The organism is Polaromonas sp., from assembly GCF_041689105.1.
GTDB lineage: Bacteria > Pseudomonadota > Gammaproteobacteria > Burkholderiales > Burkholderiaceae_C > Polaromonas.
On sequence record NZ_JBDNGU010000157.1, the window covers coordinates 1 to 18,666 of the forward strand.

General features: G+C 65.7%; 12 protein-coding genes. 8 read left to right on the forward strand and 4 right to left on the reverse strand.

Features of this window, described 5'->3' with window-relative positions; genetic code table 11:
* The 3 genes from ACESMT_RS16275 to ACESMT_RS16285 form a co-directional block, all read right to left on the reverse strand.
* The coding region (locus ACESMT_RS16275) for a DUF3131 domain-containing protein (protein WP_372827647.1) at positions 1 to 3,499 on the reverse strand (3,499 nt) is incomplete at its 3' end.
* A 4-nt stretch (positions 3,500 to 3,503) separates the two neighbouring features.
* Positions 3,504 to 3,725 (reverse strand): hypothetical protein, encoded by a 222-nt coding sequence (locus tag ACESMT_RS16280; protein ID WP_372827648.1) that lies wholly within the window; start codon positions 3,723 to 3,725, stop codon positions 3,504 to 3,506.
* A gap of 195 nt (positions 3,726 to 3,920) precedes the next feature.
* Positions 3,921 to 6,875 (reverse strand): phosphoenolpyruvate carboxylase, encoded by a 2,955-nt coding sequence (locus tag ACESMT_RS16285; protein WP_372827649.1) that lies wholly within the window; start codon positions 6,873 to 6,875, stop codon positions 3,921 to 3,923.
* Between the two features lie 113 nt (positions 6,876 to 6,988).
* Between ACESMT_RS16285 and hemC the strand changes: the two genes are divergently transcribed.
* The 4 genes from hemC to ACESMT_RS16305 are packed head-to-tail and all read left to right on the forward strand — an operon-like array spanning position 6,989 to position 11,145.
* Positions 6,989 to 7,921: a hydroxymethylbilane synthase gene (hemC, locus tag ACESMT_RS16290; protein ID WP_372827650.1), complete on the forward strand. Its 933-nt coding sequence runs from the start codon at positions 6,989 to 6,991 to the stop codon at positions 7,919 to 7,921.
* Positions 7,903 to 8,730 carry a uroporphyrinogen-III synthase gene (locus ACESMT_RS16295; RefSeq protein ID WP_372827651.1) on the forward strand — a complete coding sequence of 276 codons (828 nt, stop codon included), beginning with the start codon at positions 7,903 to 7,905 and terminating at the stop codon, positions 8,728 to 8,730. The genes hemC and ACESMT_RS16295 overlap by 19 nt, the downstream gene beginning before the upstream one ends.
* Positions 8,727 to 9,848, forward strand: a complete 1,122-nt coding sequence (locus tag ACESMT_RS16300) for a uroporphyrinogen-III C-methyltransferase (protein WP_372827652.1) — start codon at positions 8,727 to 8,729, stop codon at positions 9,846 to 9,848. The genes ACESMT_RS16295 and ACESMT_RS16300 overlap by 4 nt, the downstream gene beginning before the upstream one ends.
* Positions 9,849 to 9,855: 7 nt before the next feature.
* Positions 9,856 to 11,145: a heme biosynthesis HemY N-terminal domain-containing protein gene (locus ACESMT_RS16305; RefSeq protein ID WP_372827653.1), complete on the forward strand. Its 1,290-nt coding sequence runs from the start codon at positions 9,856 to 9,858 to the stop codon at positions 11,143 to 11,145.
* Positions 11,146 to 11,340: 195 nt separating this feature from the next.
* Here the strand turns inward: ACESMT_RS16305 and ACESMT_RS16310 are convergent, their stop codons facing one another.
* Positions 11,341 to 14,520, reverse strand: a complete 3,180-nt coding sequence (locus tag ACESMT_RS16310) for an Rne/Rng family ribonuclease (protein ID WP_372827654.1) — start codon at positions 14,518 to 14,520, stop codon at positions 11,341 to 11,343.
* A gap of 521 nt (positions 14,521 to 15,041) precedes the next feature.
* On the opposite strand from ACESMT_RS16310, the gene ACESMT_RS16315 reads away from it, so the two are divergent.
* The 4 genes from ACESMT_RS16315 to ACESMT_RS16330 all read left to right on the forward strand — a co-directional run bounded on the left by ACESMT_RS16315 (position 15,042) and on the right by ACESMT_RS16330 (position 18,617).
* The gene (locus ACESMT_RS16315; RefSeq protein ID WP_372827655.1) at positions 15,042 to 16,241 is read left to right on the forward strand and encodes an RluA family pseudouridine synthase; all 1,200 of its coding nucleotides are present in this window, start codon (positions 15,042 to 15,044) and stop codon (positions 16,239 to 16,241) included.
* On the forward strand, positions 16,216 to 16,881 hold the full coding sequence (locus ACESMT_RS16320) for an HAD family hydrolase (protein WP_372827656.1): 666 nt from the start codon (positions 16,216 to 16,218) through the stop codon (positions 16,879 to 16,881). The genes ACESMT_RS16315 and ACESMT_RS16320 overlap by 26 nt, the downstream gene beginning before the upstream one ends.
* Positions 16,882 to 17,185: 304 nt before the next feature.
* Positions 17,186 to 17,554: a Rieske (2Fe-2S) protein gene (locus ACESMT_RS16325; RefSeq protein ID WP_372827657.1), complete on the forward strand. Its 369-nt coding sequence runs from the start codon at positions 17,186 to 17,188 to the stop codon at positions 17,552 to 17,554.
* A gap of 10 nt (positions 17,555 to 17,564) precedes the next feature.
* Positions 17,565 to 18,617 carry a S49 family peptidase gene (locus tag ACESMT_RS16330; protein ID WP_372827658.1) on the forward strand — a complete coding sequence of 351 codons (1,053 nt, stop codon included), beginning with the start codon at positions 17,565 to 17,567 and terminating at the stop codon, positions 18,615 to 18,617.
* The last annotated feature ends 49 nt before the right edge of the window (positions 18,618 to 18,666 follow it).

Below are 18,666 nucleotides of genomic sequence, written 5' to 3' on the forward strand. Positions count from 1 at the left end.
GAAAATCAGCCCCCTCGGGGGGCAGCGAAGTACGCGAAGCGACGAGCGTGGGGGCCGAATTTTCCGCTGGGCCGCCCCAAGGAAAATCAGCCCCCTCGGGGGGCAGCGAAGTACGCGAAGCGACGAGCGTGGGGGCTAATTCCCTGCAGGCCTGCGCGACTGCAAGCAGGTGGCCTGCCAGGTTGCCGCTGTCCACCGTGGATACATAGGCCGGCGTCAGCACCTCCAGCGTGCGGGTGTCGTACCAGTTCAGCAGGTGGCCCTGGTGTTTGGGCAGTCGGTCAACCGTGGCCAGGGTGGCTTGCAGCCGGGCGATGAGTTCGGCGGTGGAAATCCATCCGAATTCGCGGGCGCAGGCCACGGCCAGCATATACATGCCGATGTTGGTTGGCGAGGTGCGGTGGGCCAGGGTCGGCTCCGGTTCCATCTGCAGGTTGTCGGGCGGCAGGTGGTTGTCCTCGGAGCCGACAACGCGCTCAAAAAACTGCCAGGTGTGGCGCGCCAGCTGCTCCAGGTAGCTTTGGTCATCGGCCTCGAGGACATTCGCGGCGAGGGCCGGCTTGCTGGCCCACCAGGCCGTCAGGGGCGCTATCGCCCACAGCAGGAAGATGGCAGGCCCGGCCCATGGGTGCGGGCTCCAGCCGGCCGCCAGCGCCAGCACCAGGCACAGCGCCGAAGTGAACGCATGGCTGCGCAGGAAGGCTGCCAGGCTGTAACGCGCTGCGGCCTGCGCCTGTGCGGCAGTGCTCCATTCCAGCAGCTTCCTGCGGCTGACGACCATCCGCCACAGCGAACGCAAGGTGGCATCCAGCAGCAGGGCCGCTTGGGCAAACAACTGGGTGAATTGCCAGGCCGTTGCAGCCAGGCCGCGCAACACATCGCGCATGCCTACATCGAAAAAATGCAGCCAGGCGATGCCGCGTCGCGTGGGTACCAGTCCGGCCAGTGCGCCCATCAGCGGTCCGGCGAGCAGCGCCGCCAGCACAAAGCCCAGCGCTGTTGCCAGCGGCAGCGCCGCTGTGAAAATGACTGCCACCAGCAGCAGGACGCTGGCAGGCGCCACCAGCGAGCGGCGCAGGTTATCGGCCATGCGCCACAGGCCCAGCGCGTCGATGCCGAAGCGCCGGGCCCGCAGCATCAATGGCAGCAGCTGCCAGTCGCCGCGCGTCCAGCGGTGCACGCGCGAAGCGGCAACGCCGGTGTGGTGGGGGTGATCTTCCATCAGCACCACGTCGCCGACGTAGCCACACCGGGCAATACTGCCCTCAAGCAGATCGTGGCTCAGGACCGCGCCTTCGGGCAGGCGTCCGTCCAGCACCGCGTGAGCGGCTGCGACATGTATCAGACCCTTGCCCGTGAAACTGCCCATGCCGAACAGGTCCTGGTACAGGTCGGAGACGCCGCTGCTGTAGGGGTCCAGCCCGGCCTGGCCGGCAAACAGGGCCAGAAACGGAGAGCGCTCGCCCCGCGCCGGCAAGGGCGTCACCACGCGCGGCTGCAAGATGCCATAGCCGGCGGTCACGCGGCGGGTCACCGGGTCGATGTGTGGCGCATTGAGCGGGTGCGCCGCGATGGACACCAGCTCCCGCAGCGAACCCGCAGGCAGGCCGGTGTCGCTGTCCAGCGTCAGTACATAACGGATGCCCTCTGCCAGTTGCATGCCAGGAGACACGTCCAAAAATACCGGTGCCGAGCCCTCAGCAAGCTGCCGCAGCAGCATTTCAAGTTTGCCGCGCTTGCGCTCCCAGCCTATCCAGCGCCGTTCGGTGGCCGACCAGCTGCGCGGGCGGTGCAGCAGTAAAAAACGCGCAGGCTCCCCGACGGCAGCCGGGTAGCTGCGGTTCAGTGCGTGAACTTTTTCCAGCGCGTCGGCAAGCAGGGCCTGGTCGCCAGGCAGGCTTTGCCGGTCCGCGTCGGTCCAGTCGGTCAGCAGCGCAAACTGTGCCTTGTTTTCCCGGCTGGCCAGCCAATGCAGGCCCAGGCGGTGGGCCAGTTCGCTGTTGGACGAGGGAGAGCTGAGCATGCACGGGATCGCCACCAGCACGCGGTGTTCGGCCGGTATGCCGGCGGCAAAGTCCAGTCGGGCCAGGGGCTGGATACGGGTGGACTCTGCCACGAGCCGGTGGATCAGCGCGGCGACGGCCTCGGACGCCGGCCAGGCCATGAGCAGCACAAGCGCCCAGGCCGGCCCCTGCAGGCCGGACAGCGGATGCACGGCTGCGTTCAGGGCCAGCGCGGTGCCCGCGACCCACGCGGCGGCATACATCGGCAGGCGCCAGGCGCGCCAGTTGACGGTCGCGCGGCCCAGTGCGGCAGGGTGGCCAGCCGGATGCAGCGCCGCTTCGAGCTCGCGCCGGCCCGGACCGATCAGGTAGTAACCCGCCGTCTGTGCCACCTCTGAACGCCCAGGCTGCTGCGTGGCCGCCAGCACAGCTTCGGCGACGGTGCGCTCGGAGCAGCCGCTTTGCTGGGCCAGCCTTTCCATCGCTCGCGTGATCTGTTGCCGTGTGAGCTCGCTTTCGCGGGAAAAACTCGGCAGGCGGTGCAGCACCTGCAGGGAATGGCTGACCGGCTCGATCAGCTCGATCCACTCGACCTGGCCGATCAGCCGCAGTGTGGTGATGATGTTGCTGACCGTGAGGTTGGCCTCGACCTGGGCGGTCTGCCCTTCGCCGATCAGTCCCAGCCCGTCCGCGCAGTGCTGTTCGGTCCACACGGTCAGCGGCGGCACTGGCTCGGCGCGCTCAGCAGGCATGCGCTGCCAGAGCTGGGTCAGGTAGGTGCGCTCCAGGCCACGGCTCTGGATATAGGTGCGCAGCGCATCAAGGTCCTCCAGGCTCAGCTCATCGGCCGCATCCCAGGCGGCGTGCGCGACTTCACGCGCCACCTTGTTCCAGGCGATGCGGTCGGCCATGCGACGCAGGTTTTCCAGCAGCACCACACGCAAGGTGGTGGGCAAAGCCCAGAGTTCGCCCAGCGTGAGCTCACTGACCTCCTGGTAGGCTTGCAGGAAAGCGGTGAACAGTACCGGGTCCAAGACGCTGTCGGCGTGGGCAACATAGGCCCAGGCGATGCCATAGACGCGCGGCAGGCCCTCCAGTGGCTTGTCTGCCAGTTTCGGCAGGTCTGCGTAGTAGCGGTGGGGAACGCCCTCGCGTATCTGTTGAAGCTGCGCTTCGATCAGATGGAAATTATCGAGCAGCCATTCGGCCGCCGGCGTGACGAAATGGCCGCGGCGCGAGGTGAGGGCGATGTAGTCGTAGGCCAGCCGCAAGGCCTGGATGTTTTCCTCGACACGCGGGAAAAAGCTGGGGCCGTGGTCGCTGCCAGCTGGGCGGACCGTCTGGGCTTTGGCCAGGCTGCGGCCGTGTTGCTCAAAACGCTGGGCGCCAAAAAGTTCAGCGCGTATGGGTGGCTGGATGTCGCCCTCGCGGGCGAGAAGCAGGGCCCTGGCGAAGGTGCTGAGGCTTTCCAGGCGATGGAGGACGACCAGGCCCACGCCGTCAGGCTGCGATGAGCAGGCCGAGGGCGATCACCGCGATGGCGGCAACGGTCACGATGCGCACACTCACCACCCCGTGCGCGGATTCCAGCGCGGTATACATCGGGAACAGGCGGCTGTGCGAGATGGCGCAGTGGTGCATGTGCGACGCCAGGTCGGCGGAGTCGGTCGATACAAAATCGGCAGAGGCCGGTGCCGCTTCGGCAATTTTCAGGGCTGACATGGTGAGGCGCTCCTGGACAGGGACGGGCATGGGCAAGACGGCCCTGTGGCGGCGCTGGGTCGCTCTGAGGTGCTTGCCGATGGTGGATGTTCAACTTGATGTTAGGACGCGCCCGCCGCTCGCGCCATCGGACGATGCTGGACTTGCCCTAGGACGGGGCCTACAAGACCACCTCCGGCTGCGCTGGCCTGCCGCTCAGCCGGTGTTGCGAAGGCCCGCCGCAATGCCGTTGATCGAGATGTGGATGCCGCGCTGCACGCGCTCATCGGCTTTGCCTTCGCGATAACGCCGCACCAGCTCGACTTGCAGGTGATGCAGCGGGTCGATGTAGGGAAAGCGGTGGCGGATGGAGCGCTGCAGCGCGGCGTTGCCGGTCAGGCGCTGCTTGTCGCCGGTGATCAGGCTCAGCGCCTCGGCCGTGCGGTGCCATTCAGCTTCGATAGCGCTGAAAATCTTCTTGCGCAACCGGACATCGACCACCAGCTCGGCATAGCGCGAAGCCAGCGCCAGATCGCTTTTGGCCAGCACCATGTCCATGTTGCTGAGCAGGGTGCGAAAAAACGGCCATTGTTTGTACATCTTCTGCAGCAGGCCCAGCGCTTCCCTGCGGCTGGCCGGTGTGCCGCCCTGACCGAGCATTTGCTCGATGGCGGAGCCGAAGCCGTACCAGCCGGGCAGGGTCAGGCGGCACTGGCCCCAGCTGAAGCCCCAGGGGATGGCGCGCAGGTCCTCGATTTTTTGTGTGGCTTTGCGCGACGCGGGGCGCGAGCCGATGTTGAGCTCGGCGATCTCGCGGATGGGTGTAGCGCTGAAAAAATACTCGGTAAACCCCGGCGTGTTGTAGACCAGCGCGCGGTAGGCCGCCATGCTGGTCTGCGACAGTTCAGCCGCTGCTTGCAGAAAAGCCCGGGTCGCGGATTTGGTGGGTTGCAGCAAGGTCGCTTCGAGCGTGGCGGCCACGAGGGTTTCGAGGTTGCGCCGGCCGATCTCGGGGTTGGCGTATTTCGAGCCGATGACCTCGCCCTGTTCGGTCAGGCGGATCTGTCCGCGCACTGTACCGGGCGGTTGTGCCAGGATGGCCTGGTAGCTCGGGCCGCCGCCGCGCCCGACGGTGCCGCCGCGGCCGTGGAACATGCGCAGCTGGATGTCATGCACGCCATGAGCCCCCACGCTCAGCCCTGCAGGTCTGTCGCTGCCCCCCGGGGGGGCGTTCGCGCCTTGGGACGGCCCGGCGCCGCGACCGGCCATCTGGTCGAACAACTCGACCAGCGCGATTTCGGCACGGTACAGCTCCCAGTTGCTGGTGAAAATTCCGCCGTCCTTGTTGCTGTCCGAGTAGCCGAGCATGATGTCCTGCTCACCGCCACTGCGCTTGATCTGCCGGGCGATGCCGGGCAATGCGTAGTACTCGCGCATGATGGGTGCGGCGTTGCGCAAATCTTCAATCGTCTCGAACAGCGGCACGACGATCAGGTCGTGCGAGGCGCTGTTGTCCAGTGTTCCTTTCATCAGGCCGACTTCCTTTTGCAGAAGCAGGACTTCGAGCAGGTCGCTGACGGTTTCGGTGTGGCTGATGATGTAGTGACGGATCGCCTGGGCGCCAAAACGCTGGCGCATGACACGGGCTGATTCAAAGATCGCCAGTTCGCTGCGGGCATGGTCCGAGTAGGCGGCGCCGACCACGCGCAGCGGCCGGGCGTCCTTGAGCAGCGACAGCAGCAGCGCGCGTTTGGCCGGCTCGTCGAGACTGGAATATTTCGGCTCAATGCGCGCCACGGCCAGCAGCTCGGCAATCACTTCCTCGTGTTTGTCCGAACTTTGCCGCAGGTCCACCGTGGCCAGGTGAAAGCCGAAGACCTCGACGGCGCGTATCAGCGGGTGCAGGCGCTGTGCCACCATCGCGCCGCCATGGTTGGCGAGTAGCGAGGCTTCGATGGTGTGCAGGTCGGCCAGGAAGTCCTCGGCGGCGACGTAGGCGTTTTGCGGCGCCACCGCATGGCGCGCGGCTTCGCGGCCGGTCAGGTCTTTCAGGGTGGCGGCCAGCCGCGCATACACGCCGGTCAGCGCGCGGCGGTAAGGCTCGTCGAGCCGGTGTTCGTTGATGTCGGGTGAGCGTTCGGCCAGGCCGCGCATCTCGGGCGTGAAGCCCACCAGCATGGCCGACAGCGAGAGCTCACCACCGAGGTAGTGCACCTCGGTCAGGTAGTGGCGCAGCGCGACTTCGGACTGGCGGCGCAGCGCGTACTCGAGCGTGTCGGCGCTGACATTGGGGTTGCCGTCGCGGTCGCCGCCTATCCACTGGCCCATGCGCAAGAAGCTGTGCACCGGCTGGTTGCCCAGGGCGCGCTCCAGGTCCGCATAGAGCTTGGGGATTTCGCGCAGAAAGGTTGATTCGTAGTAGCTCAGTGCATTTTCAATCTCGTCGGCCACCGTGAGCTTGGTAAAACGCAGCAGCCGCGTCTGCCAGAGCTGCATCACGCGCGCGCGCAGTTGCGCCTCGTTGGCGGCCAGCTCACGCGGGGTCAAGGCGTCGCGGGCCGCATTGACGGCGAGCGCGTGCGACTTGATCTCGTCGCGCGCCGTCAGCAGTTGCGCGATGTCGCGTTCGGCATCCAGAATGCTTTTGCGCTGCACCTCAGTCGGGTGGGCGGTGAGCACCGGCGAGACATAGGCATGCGCCAGCGTGTTCGAGATGGTTTTGGGCGAGATGCCGGCCCAGCGCAGGCGCGACAGTGCCACCTCGATGCTGCCTTCCTGGGTGTCGCCGGCCCGTTCATGGATGGCGCGGCGCCGGATATGGTGCCGGTCTTCGGCCAGGTTGGCCAGATGGCTGAAGTAGGTGAAGGCGCGGATCACGCTGACCGTCTGGTCGCCCGACAGACTCTTGAGCAGCTTTTTGAGCGACTTGTCGGCCTCCGCGTCGGCATCGCGGCGAAAGGTCACCGACAGCTTGCGCACTTGCTCGATCAGCTCGTAGGCGGCCACGCCTTCCTGCTCACGGATCACGTCGCCCAGGATGCGCCCGAGCAGGCGGATGTCCTCGACCAGTGGCCGCTCATTGTCCTTGGTCCGTGCGCGCGGGCGCTCACCGTTGCCGAACGCTCCCCCGGGCAGTTCCTTGAGGAGTTTCGTGCGCGCTGTCGTCACCATGGGTTCACCTTTTTGTTGGGCTCTTGTACTGCAGTGCAGCATGCTAGCATCCGTGACACCCCCAAGATACGAACAGGTTACGAGTGCGCGCAGATTCCCCAACTCCCCTTCGCGTGGTCATTGCCACACGTGAAAGCCGACTGGCGCTTTGGCAGGCTGAACATGTCAAGGCGCTGCTGCAAGCCCGCCTTGGCTGGCAGGTCAGCCTGCTGGGCATGACCACGCTGGGTGACCAGATCCTGGACCGCTCGCTCAGCAAGGTCGGTGGCAAGGGCCTGTTTGTCAAGGAGCTGGAAACCGCGCTGCTGGACGGCCGGGCCGACCTGGCCGTGCATTCGCTCAAGGACGTACCCATGGACCTGCCCGAGGGTTTTGCGCTGGCCTGCGTGCTTGAGCGCGAAGACCCGCGCGATGCGCTGGTGTCCAACCACTTTTTATCGCTGGACGAGTTGCCGCCAGGCGCCGTTGTTGGCACCTCCAGCCTGCGCCGCCTGGTGCTGCTCAAGAGCCTGCGGCCCGACCTGAAGATAGAGCCGCTGCGCGGCAACCTCGACACGCGCCTGCGCAAGCTCGACGAAGACCAGTACCAGGCCATCGTGCTGGCAGCGGCCGGCTTGAAACGCTTGGGTCTGACCTCGCGCATCCGCCAGGCCTTCGAGCCCGGGCAGATGCTGCCGGCGGCCGGCCAGGGTGCACTCGGCATCGAGGTGCGTGCCGACCGCCAGGATCTTCTTGCCGCGCTGGCTACGCTCGCGCACCAGCCGACCTGGCTGGCGGTGACGGCCGAACGCACGGTCTCGCGCGCCATGGGCGGCAGCTGCTCCATGCCGCTGGCGGCTTTCATCGGTGAGCCCGGCGCTGCTGGCGGCATGCATCTGCAAGCAGCCTGGGGCGAGCCCGGCGCCGACGGCCAGGGAAGCGGCCAGCCGCTGGTGCGTGCCGGGCATCAGGCGCTGGTGAGCACTTTCGCAGAAGCTGAAGCGCTGGGCGAGCAGGTCGCCGCCTCGTTACGCGCCGGCGGCGCGGTGTGGGCCGCCAACTCTTGACGCCTGCGCGCGTCATCGTGACCCGGCCCGAGCGCGATGCCCTGCGCTGGGTGCAGTTGCTGGCGCAACGCGGCCTGCGGGCCGAGGCGCTGCCGCTGATCCGGATTGAGGCGCTGGCGGATTCGCCGGCGCTGCAACAGGCCTGGCGCGAGATCAGCTCGTATGCCGCGCTGATGTTTGTCAGTGGCAATGCGGTAGAGGCTTTTTTTGCATCAAATCAGACCTCAGCCCCCGCCGAATGTAGGCAAGCAGCTATTAATTCAATAGCGATTGAGGGCCTGCGCTGGATGGCACCCGGTCCCGGCACAGTGGCCGCCCTGCGGGCTGCCGGTGTGCCCGCCGCACGCATTGATGCACCTGCGGCAGATGCCGGCCAGTTCGACTCCGAAGCCCTGTGGGCGCTGGTGGGCGGCCGCGTCTGGCGGGGTCTGCGCGTGCTGATTGTGCGCGGACACAGTGCGGGAGGCGATGCGGCGGCCGGTGCCAACGGCCGTGACTGGCTGGCGCGACAACTGGTGGCGGCCGGCGCGCAGGTCACGTTTGTGGCGGTCTACCAGCGCAGTGCGCCGCTCTTCACGGCACAGCAGCGGCTCACCATGAAACAAGCTGCGACCGACGGTTCGGTCTGGCTGTTCAGCAGTTCCGAAGCGGTGGGCCACCTGCCGTCGCAAGATTGGTCACAGGCCCGCGCCGTGGCCACGCACCCGCGCATTGCCCAGGCCGTGCGCGCCGCCGGCTGGGGTGTTGTAGCCGAGTCACGCCCGACGCTGGAGGACATCGTGGCCTCGATAGAATCCATACAACCATGAGCGACAACGAATCCGTTCCCGCGATCCCCCTGTCGACGTCCGCGTCTGACGTGCCGGCCACGCCGCGCGCGGGCGGCGCGACCCTGCGCGCGGTGCTGATGGTGACCGCCGTGGTGGCGCTGGCCGGTGTGCTGCTCAGCGCCATGTTGTGGCAAAAACTCGGCAACATGCAGGAAGAGCTGGCCCGGCGCAGTACCGATGCGACTGCGCAGTCCATTGAGGCCCGTACGCTGGCGCGCCAGGCCCAGGACGGCACACGCGAGCTGACAGCGCGGCTGGCCCTGCTGGAAACCCGGCTCAGCGAAGTCAGCCTGCAGCGCACGCAGCTTGAAGAGCTGATGCAAAGCCTGTCGCGCTCACGCGATGAAAACCTGGTGGTTGATGTGGAGTCGGCCTTGCGGCTGGCTCAGCAGCAGGCGCAACTGACGGGCAGCGCCGAGCCCATGCTGGCGGCGCTCAAGTCGGCCGATCAGCGCCTGTCGCGTGCCGCGCAGCCGCGCCTCAATCCCCTGCAACGCGCCATTGCGCGCGACGTGGAGCGCATCAAGGCGACCACCGTGACCGATGTACCCGGGCTGCTGCTCAAGCTTGACGAACTGACGCGGCTGGTGGACGAGCTGCCACTGGCCAACGCCATGCCGGTGGCTGCCAATACGCGCATCGGCGTAGCCGCAGTCGCACCCGCACGCCCGGCTTCCGCCGCCGCGCCTTCGGTCAACCCGGCGCCTTTTCTGTTTGACCAGCTTGCCCTGCAGGCCTGGTGGGCGCGCACCTGGCAGGGCGTGCGTGATGAAGCGCGCAACCTGCTGCGCGTCAGCCGCATTGACCAGCCCGACGCGGCCCTGCTGGCGCCAGAACAATCGTTCTTCCTGCGTGAAAACCTCAAGCTCAAGCTGCTCAATGCGCGGCTGGGCCTGCTGTCGCGGCAAACCTCCAGCGCGCGCACCGATCTGACCAGCGCGTCGGCCGTGCTGGCCAAGTACTTCGACCCGGCGTCGCGCCGGACGCAGGCAGCCAGCCAACTTCTGCAGCAGGTGCAAACCCAGATGAAGTCCAGCGAGCTGCCGCGTCTGGATGAGACCCTGGCTGCGCTGGCCACCGCGGCCGCTGGCCGCTAGGCACAGCATGCGCGGCGCACTCTGGCTCCTGGCCCTGTTCGGCATCGCGGTTGCGGTGGCGCTGGTGGCCGGCAACAACCAGGCGGTGGTCACGCTGTTCTGGCCGCCGCACCGCATTGACATCTCCTTTAATCTGCTGGTGCTGCTGCTGGCGGGTCTTTTCATGCTGCTGTATGTGGCGCTGCGCGCCTCGTCAGTCGTTTTCTCGCTGCCGGCTGAAGCCCGTCGCTGGCGTGCGCAGCAAAAGGAAAGGGCGATGTACGCTGCCTTCATGGACGCGCTATCGCACCTGATGGCCGGACGGTTTATCCGTGCGGCCAAGCTCGCGCAAAACGCCGTCATCCAGGAAAAAAGCCTCAGCGAGCTGGCGCGCACGTCCAGCGACGTGAGCAGCTACAACGCCGCGCGGGCAACGCAACTGCGGCTTCTGGCCCACCTGCTGGCCGCCGAAAGCGCTCATTCTCTGCAAAACAAGGCGATGCGCGAAGAACACCTGCAGCAGGCGCTGGAGATCAGCCCGCACCGCATTGCCCAGGAAACCCGCGAAGGTGTGCAACTGCGCGCTGCGCGCTGGGCGCTGGACGACCGCGATCCGAACGGCGCCCTGGAGCTGCTGGGCCAGTTGCCGCAGGGCGCGGCGCGACGCACGCTGGCCCTGCGCACCCGCCTGCGCGCGACACGCCAGGCCAGGCAGACCTCGCAGGCACTGGACACCGCGCGCCTGCTGGCCAAACACCGGGCGTTCTCGCCGGCTGCGGCGCAAAGCATTGTGCGCGGCCTGGCACTCGAACTGCTCGGCGGTGCGCACGACCCAGCGCAATTGCAAAACGTCTGGCAGTCGTTGGACGCAGCCGAGCGCGCGATGCCCGAGCTGGTGATCCACGCCGCCTCCCGCCTGATTGCGCTGCACGGTGACGCGGACCTGGCGCGCTCCTGGCTGCTGCAGGTCTGGGAGCCGGTGATGCAGCCGCGCTCGGAGATCAGCGACAACCTGCGCGTCAAGCTGATCCACGTGCTCGAGCAGGGCCTCGATTCCATCGACGCGGCCTGGCTGGCGCGGATTGAGGCCGCGCAGCAGCAGCGCCCGCGCGACGCCAACCTGCAGTACCTGGCGGGCATGGCTTGCCTGAAACGACAGCTTTGGGGCAAGGCCCAGCAATTGCTGTCGCAGGCCGCGATGGCCTTGCAGGACGCCACGTTGCACCGCAATGCGTGGCGCGCGCTGGCTCTTCTCGCAGAGCAGCGCGAGGATGCTGTTGCTGCTGCGCAGGCTTATAAGAGGGCGGCGGAAGTCTGATTTTTTTTGCCCATTCGGGCTGGGGTTGTTGGCGCCTTCTTTGCTTCTGATGTTTGTTGCACGCCAGCAAGCTGTTTCAGCCCGGTCAAGCGATATCTTCACCAAGCGCAGGCAGCGCAAGGCCACCATACAGGCGAAAAAAAGGCAGCCCGAAAGCTGCCTTTGATCTCGTGCCGACTGGCACAAACAGAGCAATTACTCCGCGCGCTCACCCGCTGCCGGCGTAGCAGCTTGTTCAAACGGCAAGTTCATATCACGCAGATCGCGTTTGGTCTCGACCAGCACCAGCGGGCTGGCGTCCAGTTGCGCGGCCGGTGGGCGCTCGCGTGGAGCGTGGATGGGCTTGGGCTCGGCGGCCATGGCGGCCTGGACTTCGGCGATCTTCGCCGTATCCGAGTTAACCCATTGCAGACCGGAGGACTGGGCCACCTGGGCCAGGTCCTGCAGCGGCAGGTCATAGGTTTGCACTTTTGGCAGGGAGCGGCCTGCCGGCGCGGCCACGGCGCGCGCCGGGGTCACGATGGGAGCGGCGACCACAGGTGCGGCTTGCGGCGTCATCTGGGGCGCACGTACGGGCTCGGTCTGCGCCACGAATTCAGTAGCAGCTGGTGCCGGTTTTTCAAGGGCTGAAGGCTGATGTGACTCGAAGTTTTCAGAAACTGCGGTGGGCGCTGCGGCGCCTTCGGTCATGCCATCGGCAGGCTGGTCAGGGCGCTCTGAACGCTCGCGGCGGTCACGACCATAACGGTCGCGGCTGCGGCGATCACGCGGCTGACGGTCCTGGCCTTCTTCACCGTCGGTCTGAATTGGCGCATCGGTCGAAGACGCGGGCACGACCGGGTTGCCTGCTTCGTCCTGGCTTGCCACGACGGCGGGATGGGCGGCGTCGAAACTGTCGGCCTGGGCAGCCGCGGCGGGTGCCATGCTGCCATCCGTCCGGTCACCGCGGTCGTCACGGCGTTCGCCACGTCGGCCATTGCCGCGCTCACCACGTTCTCCGCCACGCTCGCGGCGGCCTTGGCCTTCGGCGCGGGCTTCGTTGGTGCGGCTGCCGTCCTGGCGTTCGCCGTCAGAACCGGCTTCGACTGCGCGTTCCTGACGCGGCGAGGCATCGCCTGCCATGGCTGCGGCCATGGCAGCCTGGTTGGCCAGTGCCAGGTCCTGCTGTTCGGCGTCATGCGGCGCGCGGTCACCGCGCTCGCCACGTTCTCCGCGATCACCGCCACGGCCCCGGCGGTTGCGACCTTCGCGGCCCTCGGCACTGCCTTCTAAACGCTCCGGGCGCTCGCCGCGTGGCTCACGCGGCTCACGCGGCTCACGGGGTTCGCGCGGCTGCTCGTTGCGCTCGCCAGCCGGGCGGTCCTGGCGTTGGCCTTCGACACGGCCTTCCGTGGCTGGACGCTCGCTGCGGACTTCGCCGCCACGTTCACGGCGTTCGCCACTGCGGCTTTCGCCGCGCTGCTCGGTGCGGCCTTCACCGCCACGACCTTCACCACGTCCGCCGCGTCCACCACGGCGTCCGTCACGACCGCCGCGTTCGCCGCCACGGTCGTTGCGCTCACCGCGTCCGTCACGGCGAGCTTCGCCGCGTTCGTCTTTTTTCTCTTCCCTGGCTGGTGCGGCCACAAGGGCGGTGTCGGCGCCGACGAAAAATTCTTTCACCTTGGCAAAGAAGCTTTTCTCGACAGGGGCAGCTGCCACGGCGCGGGCCGGCTGCGCCGCGACAGGTGCGGCGGTCACAGGCGCTGGTTTCGGGATGGCCTGCGGTGCGGGTGCATCGGGCAGCACGCCTTTGATGACCGGCTCCTGCTTGTTGTGTTTTTCCTGGCTGCGGCGCGTGACCGTGGTCGGGTCTTCCATCTCTTCGGCCATCTTGTAGCTGGCTTCGATGTTGTCCAGGCGCGGGTCGTCGTGCTTCAGGCGCTCGAGCTTGTAGTTCGGTGTTTCCAGCGTTTTATTGGGCACCAGCAGCACGTTGATGCGCTGCTTCATCTCGATCTTGGCGATCTCGGAGCGTTTTTCGTTGAGCAGGAAAGACGCCACATCGACCGGCACCTGGCACAGCACCGAGGCCGTGCTGTCCTTCATGGACTCTTCCTGGATGATGCGCAGGATCTGCAGCGCCGAGCTTTCGGTGTCGCGGATGTGGCCGGAGCCGCCGCAACGCGGGCACGGAATCGATGCGCCTTCACTCAACGCAGGGCGCAGGCGCTGGCGGCTCATTTCCATCAGGCCGAACTTGCTGATGGTGCCGAACTGCACGCGCGCGCGGTCCTGCCGCAGCGCATCGCGCAGGCGGTTTTCAACATCGCGGCGGTTGCGCGACTCTTCCATGTCGATGAAGTCGATGACGATCAGGCCACCCAGATCGCGCAAACGCATCTGGCGCGCCACTTCGTCGGCGGCTTCCAGGTTGGTGCGGGTGGCGGTTTCTTCAATGTCGCCGCCCTTGATGGCGCGGGCCGAGTTGACGTCCACGGACACCAAAGCTTCGGTGTGATCGATCACAATCGCGCCGCCGGAAGGCAGCTGCACGGTGCGGGCGTAGGCCGATTCGATCTGGTGCTCGATCTGGAAGCGCGAGAACAGCGGCGCGTCGTCACGGTAGCGCTTGACGCGGTGCTCGTGCTCGGGCATCACGTGGGCCATGAACTGGCGTGCCTGCTCGTAAACGTCGTCGGTGTCGAACAGGATGTCGCCGATGTCGCTGTTGAAGTAGTCGCGGATGGCGCGGATCACCAGACTCGATTCCTGGTAAATCAGGAAGGCGCCCTTGCCCTCCTTGCCGGCGCCGTCGATGGCGGTCCAGAGCTTGATCAGGTAGTTCAGGTCCCACTGCAACTCGGCGGCGCTGCGGCCAATGCCGGCGGTGCGGGCGATGATGCTGGCGCCGGCCGGGTATTCCAGCTGGTCCATGTTTTCTTTCAGCTCGGCCCGGTCCTCGCCCTCGATACGGCGGCTCACGCCACCACCGCGCGGGTTGTTGGGCATCAGCACCACATAACGGCCGGCCAGCGAGACAAAGGTGGTCAGGGCCGCGCCCTTGTTGCCGCGCTCTTCTTTTTCGACCTGGACCAGGATTTCCTGGCCTTCGCGGATCACGTCCTGGATACGCGCCTGGCTGACCGGAACGCCCTGGGCGAAATACTGCTTGGAGATTTCCTTGAATGGCAAAAAGCCGTGGCGGTCTTCACCGTAGTCGACAAAACAGGCTTCGAGCGAGGGCTCGACGCGTGTCACGACGGCCTTGTAGATGTTGCCCTTGCGCTGTTCGCGCCCTTCAATTTCAATTTCGTAGTCGAGGAGTTTTTGTCCGTCGACAATGGCCAGTCGGCGTTCTTCCGATTGGGTGGCATTGACCAGCATGCGTTTCATGGGGTTTCCTTCGTTCTTCTCTGTCTCAAACATCACTGCCCGAAAAATGGGCAAACGACGCCGGGAGCAGACGCAGTGCGAACGTGGGGAATTGCCGGAGAGCCTTTGACGGCGCGACAGCGAACCGGGGTGAGCCGGTCAGCTGCGCTGTCTGGGCGTAGGCGCGTGGATGGGGCGAAGCGGGATCAGACAGGTGATTGCTACAAAATAAGTAGCTGCTTGCGCCCGCAGGACAAGGGCTGGCGGCTGATTCATGCCGAACAGCAAGGCTAAAAAGCGCCGCAGGCATAAGTTCATCAGTACGACCAGTGTTGTCAAGAGGCTACCCATTCAAAGACCAGATTTCGCTGCTATCCGTGTCCAGCCTGCTGGGCTGAACACATGGTATTCCGTGGTTGTGTTCGCAAAACGTCGACTCGTCTGCACAACATTTTCCTGCCGCGGGGTGCCTGGCACCGTGCGCTTGCGGGCAATTGCTGCCAGTGGCGTCGACCTTCCAGCAAGGCTGTTGCAGTGGGTTGATGGGTGTGTGGACTAAACTCCCAGACAAATCAACCACTTACAGCTTATCGCTAGTGAAACACATTATAGGCGCAGGTTCAGCCAAAACAGGGCGCCCGGGTAAACCCCCGGCCAACGCAGCAGCAGGCCATGCCGTGCCTGCGGCAGGGCCGCAAACCCTGGCCCCCATTCCAGACACGGCCGCAGTGCAGGCCACATTTGTAACCGTCGACGAGGACTCGGCCGGCCAGCGGCTGGACAACTTCCTGATCCGCCAGCTCAAGGGCGTGCCCAAAACCCATGTCTACCGCATCATCCGCAGCGGCGAGGTGCGCATCAACAAGGGCAGGGCGCGGGCCGACACGCGGGTGGAGACCAGCGACGTGGTGCGCCTGCCGCCGGTGCGGACCTCGGAGCGGGCCGAGCAGAAGGCCCAGGCCATGGCCGTCGAAGTGGCCCGGCACGGTGCGGCGTCCAGCATCGGTGGGTGTGCCCCGTCGCGCGAATTTCCCATCCTGTTCGAGGACGAACACCTGCTGGCCATCGACAAGCCGGCCGGCGTGGCGGTGCACGGCGGAAGCGGCGTGGCCTTCGGCGTCATTGAGCAGCTGCGCATGGCGCGGCCGGACTGGAACTTTCTGGAGCTGGTGCACCGGCTGGACCGTGAGACCAGCGGCATCCTGCTGGTTGCCAAAAAAAGGGTGGCACTGAAAAACCTGCAGGAGCAGTTTCGCGAGCGCGAAACCGACAAGATTTACCTGGCGCTGGTTAGAGGTGCCTGGCCCGCCAACAAAAAGGTGCTGGACAAGGCGCTGCAAAAATACCTGCTTTCCGATGGTGAGCGGCGTGTGAAAGTCGTGGACAAGGACCACCCGGACGGCATGCGGGCCGTGACGCTGGTCAAGGTGAAGTCGCCTTCGCCATCGGGTGCTTTCACCCTGCTGGAGGTCACCATCAAGACCGGCCGCACCCACCAGATCCGCGTTCACCTGGCCAGCGAAGGCCATCCGATTGCGGGCGACGACAAGTACGGCGATTTCGAACTGAACAAGGCCCTGCAAAAAGAAGCCACCGGCCCCGCGCTCAAACGCATGTTTCTTCATGCCTGGCGGTTAAAGTTCACCCATCCCTCCAGCGGAAAACGCATCGACTTGCTGGCCGCGCTTCCTCCTGATCTCGAGAGTTTTACCGCCCATGCCACGCCCTACCCTGAACTTTGACCTGATCGCCTTCGACTGGGACGGCACGCTGTTCGACTCCACCAAAATCATCGTGCGCTGCATCCAGGCTGCGGTGCGCGACGTAGGCGGCACCGTGCCGAGTGACGAGGCCGCAGGGTATGTGATCGGCCTGGGGCTGATGCAGGCGCTGGCCCATGCCGCGCCCGACGTGCCCGAGAGCAAATACCCCGAACTCGGCGTGCGTTACCGGCACCACTACATCGGCCACCAGAACGACATCAGCCTGTTCGACGGCGTGTTGCCCCTGCTGGCCGCGCTCAAGGCACGTGGCCACAGGCTGGCGGTGGCCACCGGCAAAAGCCGGCACGGCCTGGACGAAGCGCTGCAGGCGGTGGAGCTCAAGGGGTCTTTTGACGGCTCACGAACCGCCGATGAAACCGCCGGCAAACCGCACCCGCGCATGCTGCACGAGTTGATGGACCAATTCGGCGTGACCCCGGCGCGCACGCTGATGATCGGCGACACCACGCACGACCTGCAGATGGCGGTCAATGCTGGCTGCGCCAGTGTGGGCGTCAGTTACGGCGCACACGAGAGTGCTGCTTTTCCTGTGCTCAGGCCGCGTTTCATCGCGCATTCTGTGCAGGAGCTGCACGACTGGCTGCTTCTCAAGGCCTAGGACATGGCCCCCACCCTTGTCACTTCGTGTAATGCGCTGCCCCCCGAGGCGAACGAGCCGGTTGTATACGCCCGGCCAGCCCTTGTCACTTCGTGTAATGCACGAGGCCTTGCAGGCCGCCGCTCGCCAGAGGCTTCGCTTCTGTCGACTGTCCAAACCTGCTCAAACAGGTTTGGAGCCGCAGTCTCCAGCCCCTCGGGGGCGCTGCGCCTGCGCCCCGGCAAAGCCGGTTCCGCGGCCGCGGCTGGTGAAGAGGAAACTCCTGCCCTTGGCGCCACGCGTTCCGAACTCGACGAGTTTTGTAATGAGTGATTTGCCGATTGCGCTGTGCCGGGCAAGCGACCTGGCCGACGGCGGCGAGGCCGTGCCCTTTGATGTGCATTACGCCGGTCAGACCTGCCGAGCCTTCGCTATCCGCTTCGAGGGGCGACCGCACGCCTACCTGAACCGCTGCACACATGTGGCGATGGAGCTGGACTGGCAGCCCAACCGGATCTTCGACAACAGCGGGCAATGGCTGCTGTGCGCCAGCCACGGCGCGGCCTACCGTCCCGACACTGGCGCCTGCAGCGGCGGGCCCTGCCACGGGGGGCTGGTAAAAATAGATCTTTCCGAGCGCGACGGGCTTGTTTTCTGGCATACCTCCTACAACCTGAAGGTCATCGAGTTCTAAACTACTGCTTATGAATGATTCAAACCGCACCGACCCGACCACCGAACCGGGTTTCGATGAAACTCGGCCTCCAGCCCCCGCCGGGTCTGCGCAAGCAGCGTCTGAAAAAATAGCGGGGCGTGAGACTGCGGCTGATCTGAAGCCGGGATGGGAGCGCGCCACGTTGGAGAAACTGGCTTTTGCGGCCCTGAACGAGCAAAAAGCCACCCGCCGCTGGAAAACCTTTGTGCGTCTGTCCTGGCTGGCGTTCTTTGTATTCCTGGTCTGGTTTGCGATGCACCGCAGCACCACCGCCAGCGTGACCACGCCGCACACCGCAGTGGTCGAGATCAAGGGCGAGATCGCCGCCGGTGCCGACGCCAGTGCCGAGTTCGTCAACGCCGCGCTGCGTGCCGCTTTTGAAGACGAGGGGGCCAAGGCCGTGGTGCTGCTGATCAACTCGCCCGGCGGCAGCCCGGTGCAGGCCGGCATGATGAGCGACGAGATTGTCCGCCTCAAGGCCAAACACAAGAAGCCCGTATACGCCGTGGTCGAGGAAACCTGCGCTTCCGCTGCCTACTACGTGGCCGCCTCGGCCGACCGGATTTTTGTCGACAAGGCCAGCATCGTCGGCAGCATAGGCGTGCTGATGGACGGCTTTGGTTTCACCGGTCTGATGGACAAGGTCGGCGTGGAACGTCGCCTGCTGACAGCCGGCGAGAACAAGGGCTTCCTCGACCCCTTCAGCCCGCAGACCGACAAGCAGCGTGTTTATGCGCAGTCCATGCTGGACCAGATCCACCAGCAGTTCATCACCGTCGTCAAAGCCGGGCGCGGCAAGCGCCTGAAGGAAACGCCGGAGATGTTCAGCGGCCTGTTCTGGACTGGCCAGCAGGCGATCGAACTGGGCCTGGCCGACAACCTCGGTTCGCTCGAATACGTGGCGCGCGAGATCGTCAAGACCGAGGAAATCATCGACTACACGCGCCGGGAAAACGTCGCCGAGCGACTGGCCAAACGGTTTGGTGCGGCGATTGGCGACGGGGCGATCCGCAGTCTGAAGGCGATCCCCTCGATTCGGTGAGCCTTTAGAAACCCATGAAAAAAGCCCGCTTGATGCAGGCTTTTTTTGT